The sequence below is a fragment of the Stenotrophomonas testudinis genome, from assembly GCF_024499815.1.
Taxonomy (GTDB): Bacteria; Pseudomonadota; Gammaproteobacteria; order Xanthomonadales; family Xanthomonadaceae; genus Stenotrophomonas.
The window spans coordinates 1-18,704 of sequence record NZ_JAMOKY010000031.1 but is presented as its reverse complement, the minus strand read 5'-3'; the positions used below and the strand labels follow the sequence as shown (position 1 = coordinate 18,704).

The 18,704-nt window shown below is 67.7% G+C and carries 19 protein-coding genes; 7 read left to right on the top strand and 12 right to left on the bottom strand.

What is annotated here, in order from left to right; genetic code table 11:
• Positions 1-51 precede the first annotated feature (51 nt).
• The 3 genes from NQ204_RS15010 to NQ204_RS15000 form a co-directional block, all read right to left on the bottom strand.
• Entirely contained in the window at positions 52-462 is a 411-nt protein-coding gene (locus NQ204_RS15010; protein ID WP_079222771.1) for a VOC family protein, read from the bottom strand.
• Positions 463-722: 260 nt separating this feature from the next.
• Positions 723-2,093, bottom strand: coding sequence for an amino acid permease (locus tag NQ204_RS15005; RefSeq protein ID WP_256644298.1), 1,371 nt, complete (start codon positions 2,091-2,093; stop codon positions 723-725).
• Between the two features lie 81 nt (positions 2,094-2,174).
• Positions 2,175-2,909, bottom strand: a complete 735-nt coding sequence (locus tag NQ204_RS15000; protein ID WP_256644297.1) for an AraC family transcriptional regulator — start codon at positions 2,907-2,909, stop codon at positions 2,175-2,177.
• A gap of 115 nt (positions 2,910-3,024) precedes the next feature.
• On the opposite strand from NQ204_RS15000, the gene NQ204_RS14995 reads away from it, so the two are divergent.
• A complete protein-coding gene (locus NQ204_RS14995; protein ID WP_256644296.1) occupies positions 3,025-5,115 on the top strand; it encodes a catalase in 2,091 nt (696 codons plus the stop codon).
• A 23-nt stretch (positions 5,116-5,138) separates the two neighbouring features.
• A complete protein-coding gene (locus NQ204_RS14990; RefSeq protein WP_256644295.1) occupies positions 5,139-5,645 on the top strand; it encodes a hypothetical protein in 507 nt (168 codons plus the stop codon).
• A 245-nt stretch (positions 5,646-5,890) separates the two neighbouring features.
• On the opposite strand, the gene NQ204_RS14985 is transcribed toward NQ204_RS14990, so the two are convergent.
• Both NQ204_RS14985 and NQ204_RS14980 read right to left on the bottom strand, forming a co-directional pair.
• Complete coding sequence (locus NQ204_RS14985) at positions 5,891-8,017, bottom strand: methyl-accepting chemotaxis protein (protein WP_256644294.1); 2,127 nt, start codon at positions 8,015-8,017, stop codon at positions 5,891-5,893.
• Between the two features lie 104 nt (positions 8,018-8,121).
• Entirely contained in the window at positions 8,122-8,487 is a 366-nt protein-coding gene (locus NQ204_RS14980; protein WP_116864306.1) for a MerR family transcriptional regulator, read from the bottom strand.
• Positions 8,488-8,568: 81 nt separating this feature from the next.
• On the opposite strand from NQ204_RS14980, the gene NQ204_RS14975 reads away from it, so the two are divergent.
• From NQ204_RS14975 to NQ204_RS14965, 3 genes are all read left to right on the top strand, one after another.
• Positions 8,569-8,973, top strand: a complete 405-nt coding sequence (locus tag NQ204_RS14975) for a hypothetical protein (protein WP_116864307.1) — start codon at positions 8,569-8,571, stop codon at positions 8,971-8,973.
• 94 nt (positions 8,974-9,067) lie between these two features.
• Positions 9,068-10,024, top strand: coding sequence for a L,D-transpeptidase family protein (locus tag NQ204_RS14970; protein ID WP_256644293.1), 957 nt, complete (start codon positions 9,068-9,070; stop codon positions 10,022-10,024).
• Between the two features lie 4 nt (positions 10,025-10,028).
• Positions 10,029-10,679, top strand: coding sequence for a M23 family metallopeptidase (locus NQ204_RS14965; RefSeq protein ID WP_116864309.1), 651 nt, complete (start codon positions 10,029-10,031; stop codon positions 10,677-10,679).
• A gap of 20 nt (positions 10,680-10,699) precedes the next feature.
• Here NQ204_RS14965 and NQ204_RS14960 read toward each other — a convergent pair whose 3' ends face one another.
• From NQ204_RS14960 to hflK, 7 genes are all read right to left on the bottom strand, one after another.
• Entirely contained in the window at positions 10,700-11,107 is a 408-nt protein-coding gene (locus NQ204_RS14960; RefSeq protein WP_256644292.1) for a hypothetical protein, read from the bottom strand.
• A complete protein-coding gene (locus tag NQ204_RS14955; protein WP_256644291.1) occupies positions 11,070-11,723 on the bottom strand; it encodes a nucleotidyltransferase domain-containing protein in 654 nt (217 codons plus the stop codon). Before NQ204_RS14955 ends, NQ204_RS14960 begins: the two co-directional genes overlap by 38 nt.
• Positions 11,724-11,781: 58 nt before the next feature.
• Positions 11,782-12,426: a hypothetical protein gene (locus tag NQ204_RS14950; RefSeq protein WP_116864311.1), complete on the bottom strand. Its 645-nt coding sequence runs from the start codon at positions 12,424-12,426 to the stop codon at positions 11,782-11,784.
• Between the two features lie 154 nt (positions 12,427-12,580).
• Positions 12,581-13,873: an adenylosuccinate synthase gene (locus tag NQ204_RS14945; RefSeq protein ID WP_116864312.1), complete on the bottom strand. Its 1,293-nt coding sequence runs from the start codon at positions 13,871-13,873 to the stop codon at positions 12,581-12,583.
• 853 nt (positions 13,874-14,726) lie between these two features.
• Positions 14,727-14,912, bottom strand: a complete 186-nt coding sequence (locus NQ204_RS14940; RefSeq protein ID WP_116864313.1) for a DUF2065 domain-containing protein — start codon at positions 14,910-14,912, stop codon at positions 14,727-14,729.
• A 68-nt stretch (positions 14,913-14,980) separates the two neighbouring features.
• Positions 14,981-15,844 carry a protease modulator HflC gene (gene hflC / locus NQ204_RS14935; RefSeq protein ID WP_116864314.1) on the bottom strand — a complete coding sequence of 288 codons (864 nt, stop codon included), beginning with the start codon at positions 15,842-15,844 and terminating at the stop codon, positions 14,981-14,983.
• The gene (gene hflK, locus NQ204_RS14930) at positions 15,841-16,974 is read right to left on the bottom strand and encodes an FtsH protease activity modulator HflK (RefSeq protein WP_256644290.1); all 1,134 of its coding nucleotides are present in this window, start codon (positions 16,972-16,974) and stop codon (positions 15,841-15,843) included. The genes hflC and hflK overlap by 4 nt, the downstream gene beginning before the upstream one ends.
• Positions 16,975-17,126: 152 nt before the next feature.
• On the opposite strand from hflK, the gene NQ204_RS14925 reads away from it, so the two are divergent.
• Both NQ204_RS14925 and pilH read left to right on the top strand, forming a co-directional pair.
• The gene (locus tag NQ204_RS14925) at positions 17,127-18,122 is read left to right on the top strand and encodes a YhdH/YhfP family quinone oxidoreductase (protein WP_256644289.1); all 996 of its coding nucleotides are present in this window, start codon (positions 17,127-17,129) and stop codon (positions 18,120-18,122) included.
• 88 nt (positions 18,123-18,210) lie between these two features.
• A complete protein-coding gene (gene pilH / locus NQ204_RS14920; RefSeq protein ID WP_116864317.1) occupies positions 18,211-18,582 on the top strand; it encodes a twitching motility response regulator PilH in 372 nt (123 codons plus the stop codon).
• Positions 18,583-18,704 lie beyond the last annotated feature (122 nt).

Genomic DNA, 18,704 nt, shown 5'->3' with positions numbered 1-18,704 from the left:
ACGCACCGGTAAACGGAACGGCCCGCGCAAGCGGGCCGTTTTCGTTGTGCCTCACGGGTCCGGCATCTGCCCCAGGCTCAACTGCCACGACACGCCGTAGCGGTCCTGCACCCAGCCGTAGCGGTTGCTGAAATCGTAGTCACCCACCGGCATCAGCCAGTGCCCGCCCTCGCCCAGCACGCGTGCCGCGCGCTCGAACTGCTCGCTGCCGGCACATTCGACGAACAGCGAGATCGACGGACTGAAGGTGAAGTCGTGCACGTCCAGGCTGTCGAAGCACAGGTAGTGCGTGCCCCCCAGCAGGAAGATGGCCTGGCGCACCTGCCCGGGCACGCCGGCGCCGGCACCTTCAGGGTGGTGCTGCAGGGCCAGCAGGCGGAAATCGGCGAAGGCGTCGGCGTACAGGGCCATGGCGGCCTCGGCCTGGCCGGTGAACATCAGGAACGGGCGACTGCGCAGCATGCGGTACTCCTGTTCGACAGGCCGGTGACGGCCCACGCGATCAGGATGGCACGGTGGATGTATGCCTTCTGTAGAGCCGAGCCATGCTCGGCTGGCGGCCGCAGCCTCTGTAGAGCCGAGCCCATGCTCGGCTGGCGGCCGCAGCCTCTGTAGAGCCGAGCCCATGCTCGGCTGGCGTCTGCGCGAACAGCAGCCGACCATAGGGTCGGCTCTACAAAGGCAAAGCAACGGCATCCGACCATCGGGTCGGCGCTACAGGATCAGGCTTCACGCATGCGCCGGGCGATGGCGCTGCCGGCGGCGATGACGACGGTCAGCGCCACCATCGACAGGAACTGCAGGCGCGTATGCGCTTCGCTCAGCAGCAGGCCGAAGATCAGCGCCAGGATGCCCAGCGCGCACACCGTCAGCCACGGGAAGCCGGCCATGCGGAACGGCAGGCGGGTGCCCAGGCGGTCGGCCCGGCGGCGCAGCACCAGCTGCGAGACCAGCGACAGCGTCCACACCAGCAGGCAGGTGGAACCAACGATGTTCAGCAGCACCGGCAGCACCTTGTCCGGGAACAGCAGCTCCATGATGGTGGCGGCGAACCCGAACAGTACGCTGGCCAGCACGGCAATGACCGGCACCTGGCGCGGGTCGGTCCAGCCCAGCACGGCCGGTGCCTCACGGCGCTGCGCCAGCGAATAGATCATGCGCGAGGCGCCGTAGAGGTTGGCATTGAGCGCCGACAGCAGTGCGATCACCGCGATCAAGGTGATGGCCGTGGCCGCGCCCGGAATGTTGGCGACCGCGAGCACGGCGGCAAACGGCGACTTCAGCGATTCACTGGTCCACGGCACCACCGCGATGATCACGCTGAGCGAGCCGATGTAGAACACCAGGATGCGCCAGGCCACGGTGCGGATGGCACGGGCGATGCTGCACTCGGGGTCTTCGGTCTCGGCCGCGGCCACCGCCACGATCTCGGTGCCGCCGAAGGCGAATACCACCACCAGCAGGGCCGCGCCGATGCCGGCCAGACCCTTGGGCGCGAAGCCGCCGTGCTGGGTGAAGTTGCTCAGCCCCGGCGAGGCCACCTGCGGCAGCCAGCCCATCAGCAGGGCGATGCCGATGGCGATGAAGGCCAGGATGGCGGCCACCTTGAGGATGGCGAACCAGAATTCGAACTCGCCGAAATTCTTCACCCCGAGCAGGTTGATCGCGGTGAAGAACAGCATGAAGGCCAGCGCCGCCATCGGCACCGGTATCACCGGCCAGACCGTGGCCAGCAGGCCGGCCGCACCCACCGCCTCGGCGGCGATGACGATGACCAGTTGCACCCACCACAGCCAGCCCACGGTGGCACCGGCCGTGGCGCCCATGGCGTCGGCCGCGTACACCGAGAACGCGCCGCTGGTGGGCTTGGCCGCTGCCATTTCGCCCAGGGCGTTCATCACGATGATCACCAGCGCGCCAGCGACGAGATAGGACACCAGTACGGCCGGACCGGCCGCCTGCACGCCCACGCCGGAACCGAGGAACAGGCCGGCGCCGATCGCGCTGCCCAAGCCCATCATGATCAGCTGGCGCGGCTTCAGCGAATGGCCGAGGCGGGAAGACGAGGCAGGCGTAACGGGGCTGGCGGGCATCGGCGGGACTGGCGGCGGCTACAGGGGCGTCACCTTACATTGTCCCCCACCCACGGGGATAGGCACAGTGCAGCAGACCGCTCAGGGCAGCATGGCTTCGCCGACAGTGCCACCGACATTCTCTCCGATACGCGCCCGATAGGCCCGCGGCGAGAAACCGGTTTCAGCCTTGAACTTGCGGGTGAACGCGCTCTGGTCGCTGAAACCGCAGGCCTGGCCGATGCAGGCGATGCTGTCGTCGCCGTGCAGCAGGTGCATGGCCATCTGGATGCGCAGCCGGGTCAGCACCTGCTGCGGGGTCATCTGGAACACCTTGCGGAAGCTGCGCTCCAGTTTGGACAGCGAGAACCCGGTGATGTCCAGCAGGGTCTGCATGCGCACGTTTTCGGCGTAGTGCGCATTGAGGTGGGCCAAGGCCAGGCGCAGCTGCTCGTACTGGCTGCCCAGGCTGTCCTTCTGGCCCAGGTCGCGGGAGATGCCGATCAGCCCCTGGATGCTGCCATCCACCAGCAGCGGCCGCTTGCAGGTCAGGCACCAGCCCGGTTCGCGGTTGGCGAACAGGTGCAGCTCCATCAGGTTCTCGATCACCTCGCCGGACAGCACGCGCGCGTCCTGGTCCACGTAGTCCGCGCTCAGGCCGGTCGGGTAGATCTCGGCAGCGGTACGGCCGATGACATCCTTGCGCGCACGCAGGCCCAGCCGCCGCAGCATGGTCTGGTTGACGTGGGTGTAGCGGCCCTGGCGGTCCTTCATGAAGAACAGCACGTCCGGGATGGCGTCGAACAGGGCTTCGATGTCGGTGGGTTCGACTCGCATACGGCAAGCATACCCGAGCCCGGTTTTGCCTGTACGTTCACCCCGACCCAACCAAGCGTTAACAGGCGACAAAGGATTGTCACTGCTTTCCCCCTGCAACTGCGGAGACATCCCGATGGCCGCCAGCAAGCCCACCAGCAAGCGCGCACCTTCCCCCAGCATTGACCAGCACCGCGGCGAGGGTGACGAACTGCACCAGCTTGCCGGCGGCAGCCACCCGGCGCTGACCACCAACCAGGGCATCCCGGTAGCCGACAACCAGAATTCGCTGCGCGAGGGCCCGCGCGGTCCTACCCTGCTGGAGGATTTCATCCTCCGCGAGAAGATCACCCACTTCGACCATGAGCGCATTCCCGAACGCATCGTGCATGCGCGCGGCAGCGCCGCCCATGGCTACTTCGAACTGACCCGTTCGCTGGCGAAGTACACCCGCGCGCGCGTGCTGACCGAGGTCGGCACGAAGACGCCGGTGTTCACCCGCTTTTCCACCGTGGCCGGTGGCGCCGGTTCGGTCGACACCCCGCGCGACGTGCGTGGCTTCGCGGTCAAGTTCTACACGCCGGAAGGCAACTGGGACCTGGTCGGCAACAACATCCCGGTGTTCTTCATCCAGGATGCGATGAAGTTCCCTGACCTCGTGCATGCGGTGAAGATGGAGCCGGACCGCGCGTTCCCGCAGGCGGCCAGCGCGCATGACACGTTCTGGGATTTCATTTCGCTGATGCCCGAATCGATGCACATGATCATGTGGGCGATGAGCGACCGTGGCATTCCACGTTCGCTGCGCATGATCGAAGGCTTCGGCGTGCACAGCTTCCGCCTGTTGAACGAGGCCGGCGAGTCCACCTTCGTCAAGTTCCACTGGCGACCGAAGCTGGGCATCCAGTCCACCGTGTGGGACGAAGCGCTGAAACTGCAGGCGGCCGACAACGATTTCCATCGGCGCGACCTGTTCGAGGCGATCCAGCGCGGCGATTTCCCCGAATGGGAACTAGCCGTGCAGCTGTTCACCGAAGAAGAGGCCGACGCGTTCCCGTTCGATCACCTCGACCCGACCAAGATCATCCCCGAGTCGTTGGTGCCGCTGACGGTGATCGGGCGGATGGTGCTGGACCGCTGGCCGGACAATTTCTTTGCCGAAACCGAGCAGGTCGCGTTCTGCCCCGCCAACGTGCCGCCCGGCATCGACTTCAGCAACGACCCGCTGCTGCAGGGCCGACTGTTCTCGTACCTGGACACGCAGCTGATCCGCCTGGGCGGGCCCAACTTCCACCAGATTCCGGTGAATGCGCCGAAGTGCCCGTTCGCCAACCACCAGCGCGATGGCCACATGCAGATGCAGGTGCCGAAGGGGCGCGTGGCCTACGATCCGAGCTCGCTGGAAGACGACAGCCCGCGCGAAACCTTGGCCGGCTTCCGCAGCCATGCAACTGCCGACGACGGACGCAAGGGACGCACGCGTGCGGCGAGCTTCGCCGACCACTACAGCCAGGCGCGTGCGTTCTTCCGCAGTCTGGAAAAGCCGGAGCAGGCGCACCTCGCCTCGGCGCTGGTGTTCGAGCTCTCGAAAGTGGAAACGCTGAAGGTGCGCGTGCGTACCGTCAGCCACCTGCGCAACATCGACGAATCGCTGGCCAAGCGCGTGGCCGACGGACTGGCTTTGGGCGACCTGCCCGACGCTGCGCCGACCGCAACGCCCGCCCAGGACATGCCCGCCGTTCCCGAGGTGCGCATCATCGGCCGTACGAAAGACACGCTGCAGGGGCGCTGCATCGGCATCCTGTTCGACGAGGGCTCCGATGCGGGGCTGATCGCCGGCCTGCGCAAGGCCGCGCAGAAAGCCGGTGCCGAGGTGAAGCTGGTGGCGCCGAAAGTGGGCGGTGCCACGCTCAGCGACGGTAAGCGCCAAGCCGCCGATGGCCAGCTGGCCGGCACACCCTCGGCCGTGTTCGACGCCGTGGCCGTGGTGCTCAGCGCAGAGGGCGCCAAGGCGCTGGCCAGGGAAGCCGCCGCCGTCGAGTTCGTCAGCCACGCGTGGGCACACCTGAAGGCCATTGCCAGCGATGCCGGCGGCCAGGCGCTGCTGAAGGCGGCGCGCGTGGGCGACGACGCCGGCATCGTCGAAGCGGAAGACGCCAAGGCCTTCCTCGCTGCGGCGGCCACCCGCCAGTGGGCGCGCGAGCCGAAGCTGCGCCTGCTGGCCTGACCGTCCCTCACAGGAGAAGCGACATGCCCCGTGGTGACAAATCCGCCTACACCGACAAGCAGAAGCGTCAAGCCGAGCACATCGAGGAAAGTGAACGCGAGCGCGGCGCCAGTGAAGGCACCGCCGAACGGATCGCCTGGGCCACTGTCAACAAGCAGGATGGCGGTGGCAAGCGCAGCGGCAGCGCGCGCAAGGTGGCCAAGAAGGCGCCAGCGAAGAAAGCCGCTGCCAAAAAGACGGCTACGAAGAAGGCGGCTACAAAGAAGTCGGGCACGAAAAAGTCTGCTGCAACGAAATCGGCTACCAAAAAGTCACCTGCCAAGAAGTCAACCGCAAAAAAGGCTTCCGCAAAAAGGGCTCCCGCCTCGCCGGCGGCAAAGAAAACCGCGGCGAAGAAGGCCCCGGCGACCAAGGCCACCGCCTCAAGCCGCAGCGCCGCCGCCAAGAAGGCGGCGGCAACCCGGGGACGGAAGACAGCGGTACGCAAGACGGCAGCGAAAAAGGCTGCGCGAACGCGCTCCAAAGATTGATCATCACCGAGGCAACGCCGCCCGCACCTGCAGCGTCAGGTGCGGGGATCTGGGCGTCACCGCCTGCATTGGCAGGGAGCACGCAGGGCGGTCCGCGCACGCTGCTGCGCCCACAAGAAGAACAGGACCGCGCTGCTGGCGCCCAGCAGGCGCGCCGCGAAAAGGGGGCCGCGCGGTAGAGTCGAGCTTGCTCGGCTGCTTCTGCCACAAGCAGTCGAGCAAGCTCGACTCTACCGGCGCAGCGCTCAGGCCGCGCGCGCCACCGCGGCGCGGGGTGCGCCGTCCTGCTCGATCTGGAACACCGACACCGACGTACTCAGCGCGTTGGCCTGCTCTTCCAGCGCGCGGCTGGCCGCGGTCGCCTCTTCCACCAGAGCCGCGTTCTGCTGGGTCACCTGGTCCATCTGCACCACCACCTGGTTGACCTGCTCGATGCCCGCCGCCTGTTCCTTGCTGGCCGCAGCGATGTCGCTCATCAGCTGGTTGGTGCGCGAGCTGGCGTGGGCCAGGCGGGCGATCGCCGCCTCGGACTGCACGGTCACGGCCAGCCCGCTCTGCACCTTGGCGGCGGCATCCTCGATCAGCTCCTTGATCTCCTTTGCGGCCACACTGGCGCGCTGCGCCAAGGTGCGCACTTCACTGGCGACCACGGCAAAACCACGGCCCTGCTCGCCGGCACGTGCCGCTTCGACGGCGGCGTTCAGCGCCAGGATGTTGGTCTGGAACGCGATGCCATCGATCACCGTGGAGATCTCCGAAATGCGCGCCGACGACTGGTCGATCTCGCCCATGACCGTTGCCATCTGCGCCATGGCCTGCTCGGTTTCGCGCACGGCCGCACCGGCCGCATGTGCTTCGCTGTCGGCCTGGCGGGCCAGGTCCGCGTTCTGGCGCACGGTGGAGGTCAGCTCTTCCATCGATGCGGCCGCTTCTTCCAGGTTGGCGGCCTGCTGTTCGGTACGGCGCGAGAGGTCGCTGTTGCCGGCGGCCAGTTCCTGCGCGGCGTTGTTGATGCTGTCGGCCGCCACCTGGATGCCACGGACGATGCCGGTCAGCTGCGCGGTGGTGGTGTTGGCATCGTCGCGCATGCGGGCGAAGACGCCCTCGTAGTCACCGTCCATGCGTGCGGTCAGGTTGCCGTGCGAGATCGCGCGCAGCACGTCGGAGACATCGGCAATGCTGGCCTGCGAGCTGGCCATCATCGCGTTGAGGTGTTCGACCATCGCGCGGTACTGGAACTGGAACGCCTCGGCATCGCCGCGCACGCTGAAATCACCCGCGCCGGCGGCCCGGGCCAGCGTGTCGATCTGGGCGCTGATCGCCATCAGGCTCTGCTTGACCGCGGCCAGGGTGCGGGTGAACGCGCCCTTCTCGCCCGGATACTGCGGCAGGTCGCGGCTGAGATCGCCGATCGCGTAGCGCTGCATGACTTCGGCCATCAGCAGTTCCACCTGCACGTGCGATTCCACCAGGCTGTTGGTGGCCTGCACCATGCGGCCGAAATCGCCGGGGAAGGCGCTGGCATCCATGCGGTAGCCGATGGCACCGGCCTCGTGCTGCTCGGCCATCCGCAGCTGCGCGCAGATGGCGGCCTGCACGCTCTGCCGCACGCTGCCCATGGCCTCGCCCAGCTGGGTCAGTTCATCGCTACCACCCAGGTGGAAGGACTGGTCCAGTTCGCCCTTGGTGAGCCGCTGTGCCAGCTGCACTGCACGCGCCAGCGGGCCGGTCAGGCTGCGGCCGATCATCACCGAGGCGGCGATGCCGACCAGCAGCGCTACGCCGCCCAGCACCAGCAGCTGCAGCAGGCTGCGCTCGCCGAGGCGGATCGCTTCGGCGGCCGCCTCGCGGCTTTCCTTCTCTTCAAAGGCCACGCCATCGGCCAGCGCCTTGTTCCAGCCGTTGGCCGCCTCCTGCACCGGGCCCAGGGTCAACGCGATGGCGCCGGGAAAATCGCCCTGCGCCATCAGTTCACTGGTCTGCTTGTTGAGCGGGCGCGCAACCGCACGCATGGCCGCGATGGCTTCGCCCATCGCCTTGCCATCGGCATCGCCGGGCAGTGCCTGGTAGGCGGCCCAGCTGGTTTCGTAGCGCTTGACCAGGTCGGCGATGCGCTGCTCGTCGGCCTCGCGCGCGTCACCCTGGCGGATCAGCATCTCGCGGCGCACGACCATCATCTGGTTGTTGGCGTCAAGCATTTCCGACAGCAGCCGCACCTTGGCCACGCTGACCTCGACCACCTGCTGCATCGCGCGCTTCTGCACGGCAGTGGCGGTGGCGCCGGTGGTGACCACGGCAGCCACCAGCAGCAGCAGAAGGCCAAAGCCAAGGCCAAGACGCCAGGCGACCCTGACATTCCTCAAGTAGTTCATGGGGGGAAATCCAAACGTGGAGGGGATGCGCCCTTATCGGCGCACCGCTCGCTGGCCTTGACCGTTCAAGCATGAACGCTTCGGTGGCGGTTCACATTCTTCGTTCAGCCAGCGACCTCGTGCGGCTGCAGTGGGCAGGCGCTGGCCAGGCGCGTGGCCAGGTCCTGGCGCAGGGCGCTGAGCGCGGCGATGCGGGCATCGATGTCGGCGAGCTTTTCCTGCAGCGCGGCCGCCAGCAACGGGCCGGCATCGGCCTGCTCCCACAGCCTGGGCAGGCGCTGGCCGATCTCGGCCAGGGTGAAGCCAAGCTGCTGGGCGGTGCGGATGTAGTGCACCAGCATCGCCGTTTCATCGGGGTAATCGCGGTAGCCATTGGCCAGGCGCCGCGCGCCGATCAGGCCCTGCTTCTCGTAGAAACGCAACGCCTCGCGCGAGAGGCCGCAGGCCTGGGCCAGCTCTCCAATCTGCATGGGCGGGTCCAGAAAGTGCTTGACCTTGAAGTTTACTTCAACCCTGACAGTACGCCCTCTTTCCCCCTGTTGAAGGCGTCCATGCTCACCTCCCGCTACCTCCGCATCGTCCGCGCCAGTGCGTTCTACGACCTGGTGGTCACCCTGCCCTTCGCCCTGCCTTGGACCTTCGCACCGCTGCATGCGGCCATGGCTGCGCTGGCCCAGGCCTGGCAGCTGCCCGGCCAGGTGCCCGCGCTGGACCCGCTGCACATGCTGCTGGCCAACCTGCTCGGCTCGGTGGTGGTGATGTGGTCGCTGGCCCGCGTGCTTGCCTCCAGCGCGCTGCTGGGCCGGCTCGATGCCGCCGCGCGCTGGCTTTTCGCGCTGTGGCAGGTGTATGCGGTGCTGCACGGTGCCAGTGCGATCCTGCTGCTGTTCACCGTGGCCGAGATCGGCTTCGGCGTGCTGCAGAGCTGGCGCATCGAGGATCACCCCACGCGTTGAGCGCTCATCTGCCGCTCAGCAACACGCTGGTGTTTTCACGCGGGCTGGTCGCAGGGTGCAGGCATGGTGGGGGCTCGTTCTGCAGGAGCTTCCCATGGTTTCACCCCGCGTTGCCGTGCTTGCGCTGTCGCTGCTGGTTTCCCCTGCATTCGCGCAGGCGCCGCCGGCCAACCTGCCCGCGCCCATCGCCGAACGCGCCGGACCGGACATCGCCGCACGCTCGCCACTGCACGCGCAGGTACTGCTGGACCGCGCCAATTTCTCGCCCGGCCAGATCGATGGCGAGGTGGGCAGCAACCAGCGTCGCGCGGTGTCCGGCTTCCAGGCCGCGCACGGGCTGACCGTCACCGGCGAACTGGACGATGCCACCTGGAAGGCACTGCAGGCCGATGCCAATGCACCGCTGGCCAGTTACACGCTGACCCCCGAGGACGTGGCCGGTCCGTTCCAGCCGGTGCCGAAGGGTCCCGCCGCACAGGCCAGGCTGAAGGCGCTGGGCTACGGCAGCGTGGAAGAGTCGCTCGGCGAGCGCTTTCATGCCTCGCCCGAACTGCTGAAGGCGCTCAACCCCGGCGTTGACCTGGGCAAGGCTGGCAGCCGCATCCAGGTGCCGAACATCGCCCCGACACCACTGCCGAAGGCGGCCAAGGTGGTGGTCGACAAATCCGATTCCACCCTGCAGCTGCTTGATGCAGCGGGCAAGGTCATCGCGCAGGTGCCGGTGTCGTCGGGCAGCCAGCACGATCCGCTGCCGATCGGTGAATGGAAGATCCTTGGGGTGTCGCGCGACCCGCCGTTCCACTACAACCCGAAGCTGTTCTGGGATGCGCGCAAGGGTGAGAAGAAGGCCACGCTGCCGCCGGGCCCGAACAGTCCCGTGGGCCGGGTCTGGATCGACCTGTCCAAGCCGCATTACGGCCTGCACGGCACGCCCGAACCCGGCCATGTGGGCAAGACCGAATCACATGGCTGCGTGCGCATGACCAACTGGGATGCGCTGCGCGTGGCCGATGCGGTGGATACCTCGGTACCCGTCGTGATGCAGGAGTGAGGCGATGCGTCTTTCGCAGCTGATCGTACTGGGCGTGCTGCTCGGGCTGGGTGCCGGCTGGTGGCTGCGCCGCGATGCGGGTGAGCCGGTGGCGGTTGCCCGGCCCGCAGCTCAACCTGCGGTGGCCGCGGTGGCCGCGGCGCCGCCGGCTGCGGCTTCAACGCCGCACGCGGACGCCCCGGTTCCCACGACCGTGCCCCCGTCCAGCGCCAGCGATGCGCCAACCGGCCTGCTGCTGCCGGTGCAGGGCATCCAGGCCTCGCAGCTGCGCGACACCTTCACCGATGCACGCAGCGAGGGCCGCGTGCACGATGCCATCGACATCATGGCCGACGCCGGCACGCCGGTGCTGGCGGTGGCCGATGGCACGGTGGAAAAACTGTTCGACAGCGAGCGCGGCGGGCTGACGATCTACCAGTTCGAGCCCAGCGGCCGCTGGTGCTACTACTACGCCCACCTGCAGCGCTATGCCGATGGCCTGGCCGAAAAGCAGGTCATCAAGCGTGGTGAGGTGATCGGCTATGTCGGCAGCACCGGCAATGCCAGCGCCGATGCCCCGCACCTGCATTTCGAGGTGCATGTGCTGGGGCCGGAAAAGCAGTGGTGGAAGGGCGAATCGATCAACCCGTTTCCGTTGCTGCAGGCGGGGCGCTGACGCGTCGGCACCCGTTTCGCTCAGAGGCCTGAGGCAACACGCACCGCATCACAGGCCTTGATCAGGTCCTCCACCAGGCGGCCGCTGACATCGAGTTGGCCCTCGTACTCGGCGATGTTGCGCTGCTGGTGGCACTTGTCGAGCACGCGCCATACTTCCGGACCCACGCCCAGCGTGTGCTTGAGCGACTGGAACACGATGTACCGATTGCTGGGCCGGAACCCCTGCGCACGAAGCGCGGCCAGGCTCAGGGCGTGCGCGGCGTTGTAGGCAAGGTCGAAGCGGCTTTCCAACGACAGCGTGGCATTGCGTGCGTCACGCAGCCGCGCAAGGCCCGAGCGCTGCAGCCCTTCGATCTCGTGCGGATCGGGCGGTTCGGCGGTAAGCGGTTTACCCGCCCCGACCAGATTCTGCAACGGCGAGGTCATCCATTCCTCCAATCACCCAGATCTTGGGTTGTTCCAGGACACGCTGCAGAAAGGCATTACCTTTGCGCAGGCGCTCATTCAATTCGTCATGCGTGTACAGCGTTGGGTTCACCGGCCGTCCGAGGCGATCCTCCAAGGGATCGAGCACGGCCATCAACTCAGCATAGCCCAGCGTATCGGAGACCAGCAGCAGATCGATGTCGCTGTGCGCGCTGTCGGTGCGCTTGGCCACCGAACCGAAGACGAAGGCCAGTGCAATCTGATCCTGCAGCGGTTGCAGCGCCTCGCGCAGCGGCTGCGCCAGGCCGATGGTCTTGTGCACCAGCGCCACCAGTTCGGCATGGATGGGAGAGCCGGCAAACGCGCGATAGCGCTTCTGGTTGCCGACCCTGCGTTGCTCGACCAGGCCGCTTGCGACCAGCTTGGCCACTTCGCGTTGCACGGCACCAGAGCCGACACCGCTGCCGCTGATCAGCTCGGAAATACTGAAGTCACGACGATCCTGCCCGAACAGCAGGGCCAGCACCCGCTGCTGGGTCTGGGTGAACAGCGCGTCGGCCAGCCCGATGGGGCCGGTGGAAGACACATTGGCAGCTCGAATACCCATATTGGGCATTATCGTACCCATATTGGGCATTTTGCAAGTGGCCTGCCCCGCCGGGGATGGCCCGGCGCTAGCGTGCCCGGCGACGGCGTTGCCACCCCCGCAGCGCGATGCTGGCCGTCGCCAGTCCGCCACCCGCGATCAGCAGCAGCAGCGCCACCGGCTGCCAGAAGAAGAACGGCCACAGCCACAGGTAGTCCAGGTCGGTCAGCTTCAGCACGTCCATCGGCGGCAGCAGGTCCACCGAGGCCGCACGGCCGGCCAGCGCCGGATCGACCTCCAGCACGGTCAGCCGCAGCGAGGAACGGCCGCGCGGCAGTGCATCACCGCGGCCATAGCCGAAGTACGAGGCGGCGAACCGGTCCCGCTCGACCGATTCCAGTGCGCGGGTGGTTTCCAGTTCGGGTGCGCCCGAGCGTGTCTTCGCGCGGAACTCGGTACGGTCAGTCGGCGTATCCGCGCGCAGCCGCACTTCCGGATCGATCGCAGGATCGGCGCCCTCATCCACATAACGCAGGCGCAATCGCAGCGGGTCGTTGATGAAGCGGTAGACCGTGATTTCGGCCGTCGCACCCGGCTGCAGCATTAGCGGCAGGCTCTGCGTGCGCGAGGCCAGGTAATTGGCGAGCGCGCCCAGCACCAGCACGATGCAGGCCAGCGTCCACAGGGTCCACAGCAGCCACAGGGTTACCCGTGCGACCGTCTCGCCCTTCATGCCGAAGTCTCCGTCATCGCTGCGCGTCCCTGCCGGCTGTGCCGCCACAGTACCGAAAACGAAAAAGCCCCGCTTGCGCGGGGCTTTTCCTGTCACCTACGCCGGGCATGGCCCGGCGCTACCAGTGCGCTTCCGGGCTTGGCCCGGCGCTACCTCAGGCGAACGGATCCTGCAGGACCATGGTGTGGTCGCGGTCCGGGCCGGTGGAAACGATGCTGATCGGGCAACCGGCCAGCTCTTCCAGCGAACGCAGGTAGGCGCGTGCGGCCGGCGGCAGCTCGTCCCAGTTCGTGATGCCGTGGGTGTTCTCGCTCCAGCCCGGGAACTCCAGGTACACCGGGGTGCAGTCTTCCCAGCCCTGCGCGTCCAGCGGCGCGTACTCGGTGCGCTTGCCGTTGTATTCGTAGGCGATGCAGACCTTCAGCTTTTCCATGCCGTCCAGCACGTCCAGCTTGGTGATGCACAGGCCGCTGATGCCGTTGATGGCCACGGCGCGCTTCAGCGCGACGATGTCCATCCAGCCGCAGCGGCGCGGGCGACCGGTGGAAGCACCGTATTCGGCGCCGCGGTCGCGGATGCCCTGGCCGATTTCATCGTCCAGCTCGGTCGGGAACGGGCCGCCGCCGACGCGGGTCGCGTAGGCCTTGGCGATGCCCAGCACGTAGTCGATCGAATCGGCGCCGACGCCGGAACCGGCCAGCGCGCCACCGACGGTGGTGTTGGAGCTGGTGACATACGGGTAGGTGCCGTGGTCGATGTCCAGCAGGGCGCCCTGCGCGCCTTCGAACAGCACGCGCTTACCCTGCTTGCGCAGGTCGTGCAGGATGCCGGCCACGTCGGACTTCATCGGCTGCACGTATTCGCCGAAGGCCAGTGCTTCGTCGAAGGTCTTCTGGAAATCGACCGCATCGGTGTTCAGATACTTGGTCAGCACGAAGTTGTGGTAGTCCAGCGCGGTGCGCAGCAGCTCTTCCAGCTGCTTGGGGTAATGCAGGTCGGCGATGCGGATACCGCGACGCGCCACCTTGTCTTCGTAGGCCGGGCCGATGCCGCGACCGGTGGTGCCGATCGCCTTGCCGCCGGCAGCGCGTTCGCGCGCCTGGTCCAGGGCGATGTGGTACGGCATGATCAGCGGCGCGGCCGGGGAGATCTTCAGGCGCGAACGCACTTCGACGCCGGAGGTTTCCAGCTCGGCGATTTCCTTCTGCAGCGCGGCCGGCGAGATGACCACGCCGTTGCCGATCAGGCACAGCGCGTCATCACGCAGGATGCCCGACGGGATCAGGTGCAGGACGGTCTTCTTGCCATTGATGACCAGGGTGTGGCCGGCATTGTGGCCGCCCTGGAAGCGCACCACGGCGCCGATTTCCTCGGTGAGCAGATCGACGATCTTGCCCTTGCCTTCATCGCCCCACTGGGCACCCAACACTACGACAGACTGACCCATGACGGGCTCCTCGATTTGTTGCGGCCATCGGGGCCGCGGACGGGTAAACCGTGGCGGGGCTGGCCAGCACCTGGATGGCGGCTCCAAACGGGGAGCGGCCGGCGATGGAAGGCCCAGACACGGAAAAAGCCGAACGGGGAGGCCCGTCCGGCTTTTGTGCATTATCCGGGTTTCCGGGGTCAGGTGCCACCTTTCCGACGGACGGCTTCACCGGCCGGTCAGGCGCCCATGCTCGGCTGCCGTATCGCTGCTGCGCGAGCATAGGCTCGGGCGCTACATCCGGTCGCCCCTGTAGAGCCGAGCCCATGCTCGGCTGCTGTGCCGCCGCTGCGCGGAGCCGCCCGAGCACAGGCTCGGGCGCTACATCCGGTCGCCCCTGTAGAGCCGAGCCCATGCTCGGCTGCTGTGCCGCCGCTACGCGGCGCCGCCCGAGCACAGGCTCGGGCGCTACATCCGGTCGCCCCTGTAGAGCCGAGCCCATGCTCGGCTGCTGTGCCGCCGCTGCGCGGAGCCGCCCGAGCACAGGCTCAGGCGCTACATCCGGTCGCCCCTGTAGAGCCGAGCCCATGCTCGGCTGCTGTGCCGCCGCTACGCGGCGCCGCCCGAGCACAGGCTCGGGCGCTACATCCGGTCGCACCTGTAGAGCCGAGCCCATGCTCGGCTGCTGTGCCGCCCGAGCATAGGCTCGGGCGCTACATCCGGTCGCCCCTGTAGAGCCGAGCCCATGCTCGGCTGCTGTGCCGCCCGAGCATAGGCTCGGACGCTACATCCGGTCGCCCCTGTAGCGCCGAGCGCAGGCTCGGGCGCTACACCCGACCGGGCCGGCTTGCCGGCCCGCGGCCGACCCCACCATTCAGTGCCTTGCCCACCACAGCAGGCTCAGGCCGGCCAGCAGCACCAGGCCGCCGAAGCTGCGCAGGGCCGGGCTGGGCAGGTCCAGCAGGCGCTCCGCCATGCGCTTCCAGGCCAGCGGGGCGACAAACAGCAGCAGGCCTTCCAGCACGGCCACCAGGCAGATGGCCGCGAACAGATCTTTCATGCAGGGCACTCCGGAAAAAACACGGGGCCCGGCATCTTGCCGGGCCCCGTGGGATCTTGCCGAACGACTCAGCGGTCGTTCTTGAGGTACTGCAGGAACGGGTCGTTCTTGTCCAGGACGATCACGCCGTTGCCGTCGGTCATGGAGCCACGGTAGGCCTCCAGGCTGCGATAGAACGCATAGAACGACGGGTCGGCGGAGCCGGCCTTGCCGTAGATGCGGGCCGCATCGGCATCGCCTTCACCGCGCAGGCGCTGGGCATCGCGCTCGGCTTCGGCGATCAGCACGGTGCTGTCACGGTCTGCCTGGGCACGGATGGTCAGCGACTGCTCCTCGCCCTCGGCGCGCAGCTTGGCGGCTTCCTGCTTGCGCTGTGCGCGCATGCGCTCGTACACGTCGTTGATCACCTGGCTGTCGGTGGGCAGGTCGACCTGCTTGATGCGCAGGTCGATCATCTGCATGCCCAGCCCGGACACCGCTTCGTTGATGTCCTTCAGCTGCGCGGCGATCAGCTCGCTGCGGTCGCCGGACACCAGCTGCTGCAGGGTGCGCGAGTTGATCTGGTTGCGCAGCGAATCGGTGATGATCGGCTGCAGGCGGGCATTGGCCACGCGCGGGTCACCACCGGTGGCACGGAAGTAGTCGCCCACGTTGGAGATGTAACCCACGGCGAAGAAGTCGACGCTGACGTCCTTCTGCTCGGCGGTGAAGTAACGCGCCGGTGCCGTGTCCAGCACTTGGAAGCGGCGGTCGAACACGCGCACGGTTTCCACCACCGGCACCTTGAAGTGCAGGCCCGGCTTGATGTCCGAACGCACCACCTTGCCCAGGTTCAGGACCATGGCGGTCTGGTCCTCACGGACCACGTAAACCGAACCCAGCAGGGCCAGCAGGGCCGCCACGACGACGGCAATCCAGATAGAACTTCTCATCGGCTGCCCTCCTCACGGCCGCTCGGACGCCCGGTCGGGCGGGCCACCGGCCGGCCCGGATCACGGGAAACTTCGGTTGCGGTACCCGGCAGCGACGGCATCACCACATCCGGATTCGGCACCGGGGCCGGGGCCGAGGCGCCCGGACGGGTGTCGCCGGTCATCGGCACGTAGATCAGCTGGCGACCATCACCACCGATCACCTTGCGGTTCTCGCTCAGCACCTGCTGGACGGTTTCCAGCCACAGGCGCTTGCGGGTCACCTCCGGGGCGTCCTTGTACTGGGCCTGCAGCAGGCTGAAGCGCTGTGCGTCACCCTCGGCCTTCGACACCACGGCCTGCTTGTAGCCTTCGGCGGTGGTACGGGCACGCGAGGCCTGGCCTCGGGCTTCCGGCACGACCTTGGCGGCGTAGGCCTGGGCTTCGTTGATCAGACGTTCCTTGACCTGCTGGGCACCGTTGACCTCGTCGAAGGCCGGCTTGACCTCCTCCGGCGGACGGGCGTCCTGCAGGGTCAGGCCGGTCACGGTCAGGCCGGTCTTGAAGGCACTCAGCAGCGTCTGCAGACGCTCCTCGGCGGCAACGGCCAGCGGGCCACGGTTGTTCAGCACCGAATTGAGGTCGGCGCGACCGACTTCCTCGCGCACCGCGCTCTGCGCGGACTGTTCCAGCACCTGGTCGGCATCGACGGTACCGAACAGGTACTGCTGCGGATCATCGATGCGGTACTGCACGTTGAGCGAGACGTTGACGATGTTCTCGTCGCGGGTCAGCACCGGCACCTGGATCGAGAAGGTCTTGATCTCGGTGGCATTGACCTTGGTGACCGATTCAATCGGCCACGGCAGCTTGAAGTTCGGGCCCGGGGTCAGGATCCGCGAGAACTGGCCGAAGCGCAGCACGACGCCTCGTTGCTGTTCGCCGATCAGCTGGAAGCTGGAGAACAGCACCAGCAACACCACCGCCGCCGCCACCCAACGCAGGATGCCGCCATCGAACAGGTCCTTCAGCGGCCCGGGCAGACCGCCCCAGCCACCACCATTGCCACCGCCACGCGACCCGAACGGCCCGCGTCGATTGTCCTCGGGGCCTTGTCCGCCCTTGTTGCCGCCGGGTGTATTCCAGGCCATGCACGCTCCATCAATATGTGGGCTGCGGCGCGGGCCCTTCCCGCGGCGCCAGCCGTGAATCTTCACCGATCATACAAGATGGGGCGGACTGGCAGGTTTGAAAGGGCCACGACCGGGTAAGGTGGCGTTTTCCTCGAAGTCAGGCAGCGCCGATGGCCCCCACCACCCCGTTCACCGCCTTCCGGATCGAAAACGACGATGCCGGCTACCGCAGCGGCCTGGTCCAGCTGGGCGTGGGCGATCTCAGCCCTGGCCAGGTGCTGATCCGCGCCCACTGGTCCTCGGTCAACTACAAGGACGCTCTGGCCGGTACCGGCAAGGGCAAGATCCTGCGGCGCTTCCCGCTGGTCGGTGGCATCGACGTGGCCGGCACCGTGGTCGCCTCCAGCGATCCGGCCTGGCGCGAGGGCGACGCGGTGCTGGCCACCGGCTGCGGGCTCAGCGAGACCCGTGACGGCGGCTACAGCCAGTACGTGCGGTTGGAATCGCGCGCGGTCATCGCCCAGCCTGCCGGCCTGAGCCCGCGCGAAGCGATGGTGCTGGGCACGGCCGGCTTCACCGCCGCCTTGGCCCTGCTGCGCCTGCAGGACAACCGGTTGACCCCGGGACACGGCCCGCTGGCGGTGACCGGCGCCACCGGCGGGGTCGGCGCGCTGGCCGTGGACATCTTCAACCGTGCCGGTTACGACGTGCATGCGATCAGCGGCAAGCCGGAGCAGGCCGCCTTCCTGCACGACATCGGCGCTGCCGAGGTGCTGCCGCGCGAAGCACTGGCCGATACCGCGCCGCTGCAGTCGGCGCGCTTCGGCGGCGGCCTCGACAATGCCGGTGGATCGATGCTGGCCAGCCTGCTGGCGCAGACCGTGCCCTATGGCAGCGTGGTCAGTGCCGGCCTGGCCGCCAGCCCGAAACTGGAGATGACGGTGATGCCGTACATCCTGCGTGGCGTGTCGCTGCTGGGCGTGTCCTCGGCCAGCGCACCGCGCGACCTGCGCGAAGCGGTGTGGGCGCGACTGGGCGGCGCGTGGAAGCCTCAGCACCTGGACCGCATCTGCACCGCCGAGGTCGGCCTGGCGGACCTGCCAGGTGTGTTCGAACTGATGCTGGCCGGTGGCTCGCTGGGCCGCACGGTGGTGCGGATCGACTGAACGTCGCAGGCAGGCGACGGACGGCAGCGGCCGTGTTCCCACCCGCAATGTGCCCGCACTACACTGCGGGCATGACACGGGGAACAACATGGCACGCATTCTGATCGTCGACGACTCACCGTCGCAGCTGTTGGGGATACAGCGCATCGTCGAGAAACTCGGGCACCAGATCCTGACCGCCACCGATGGCGCGGCCGGGGTGGAAACAGCCAAGGCCGAACTGCCCGACCTGGTGCTGATGGACGTGGTGATGCCCAACCTCAATGGTTTCCAGGCCACCCGCACGCTCGCCCGCGACCAGGCGACCCGGCATATTCCGGTGATCCTGGTGACCACCAAGGACCAGGACACCGACCGCATGTGGGGCATGCGCCAGGGCGCCAAGGCCTACATCACCAAGCCGTTCTCGGAAGACGAACTGTCCGAGGTGCTGGAGCGCGTGTTCGCCGGCCAGGGCTGAGACGAGTCTTGTAGAGTCGCGGGGGGGGGGGGGGGGGGGGGGGGTGGGGGGGGGGGCGGGGGGGGGGGGGGGGGGGGGGGGGGGGGGGGGGGGGGGGGGGGGGGGGGGGGGGGGGGGGGGGG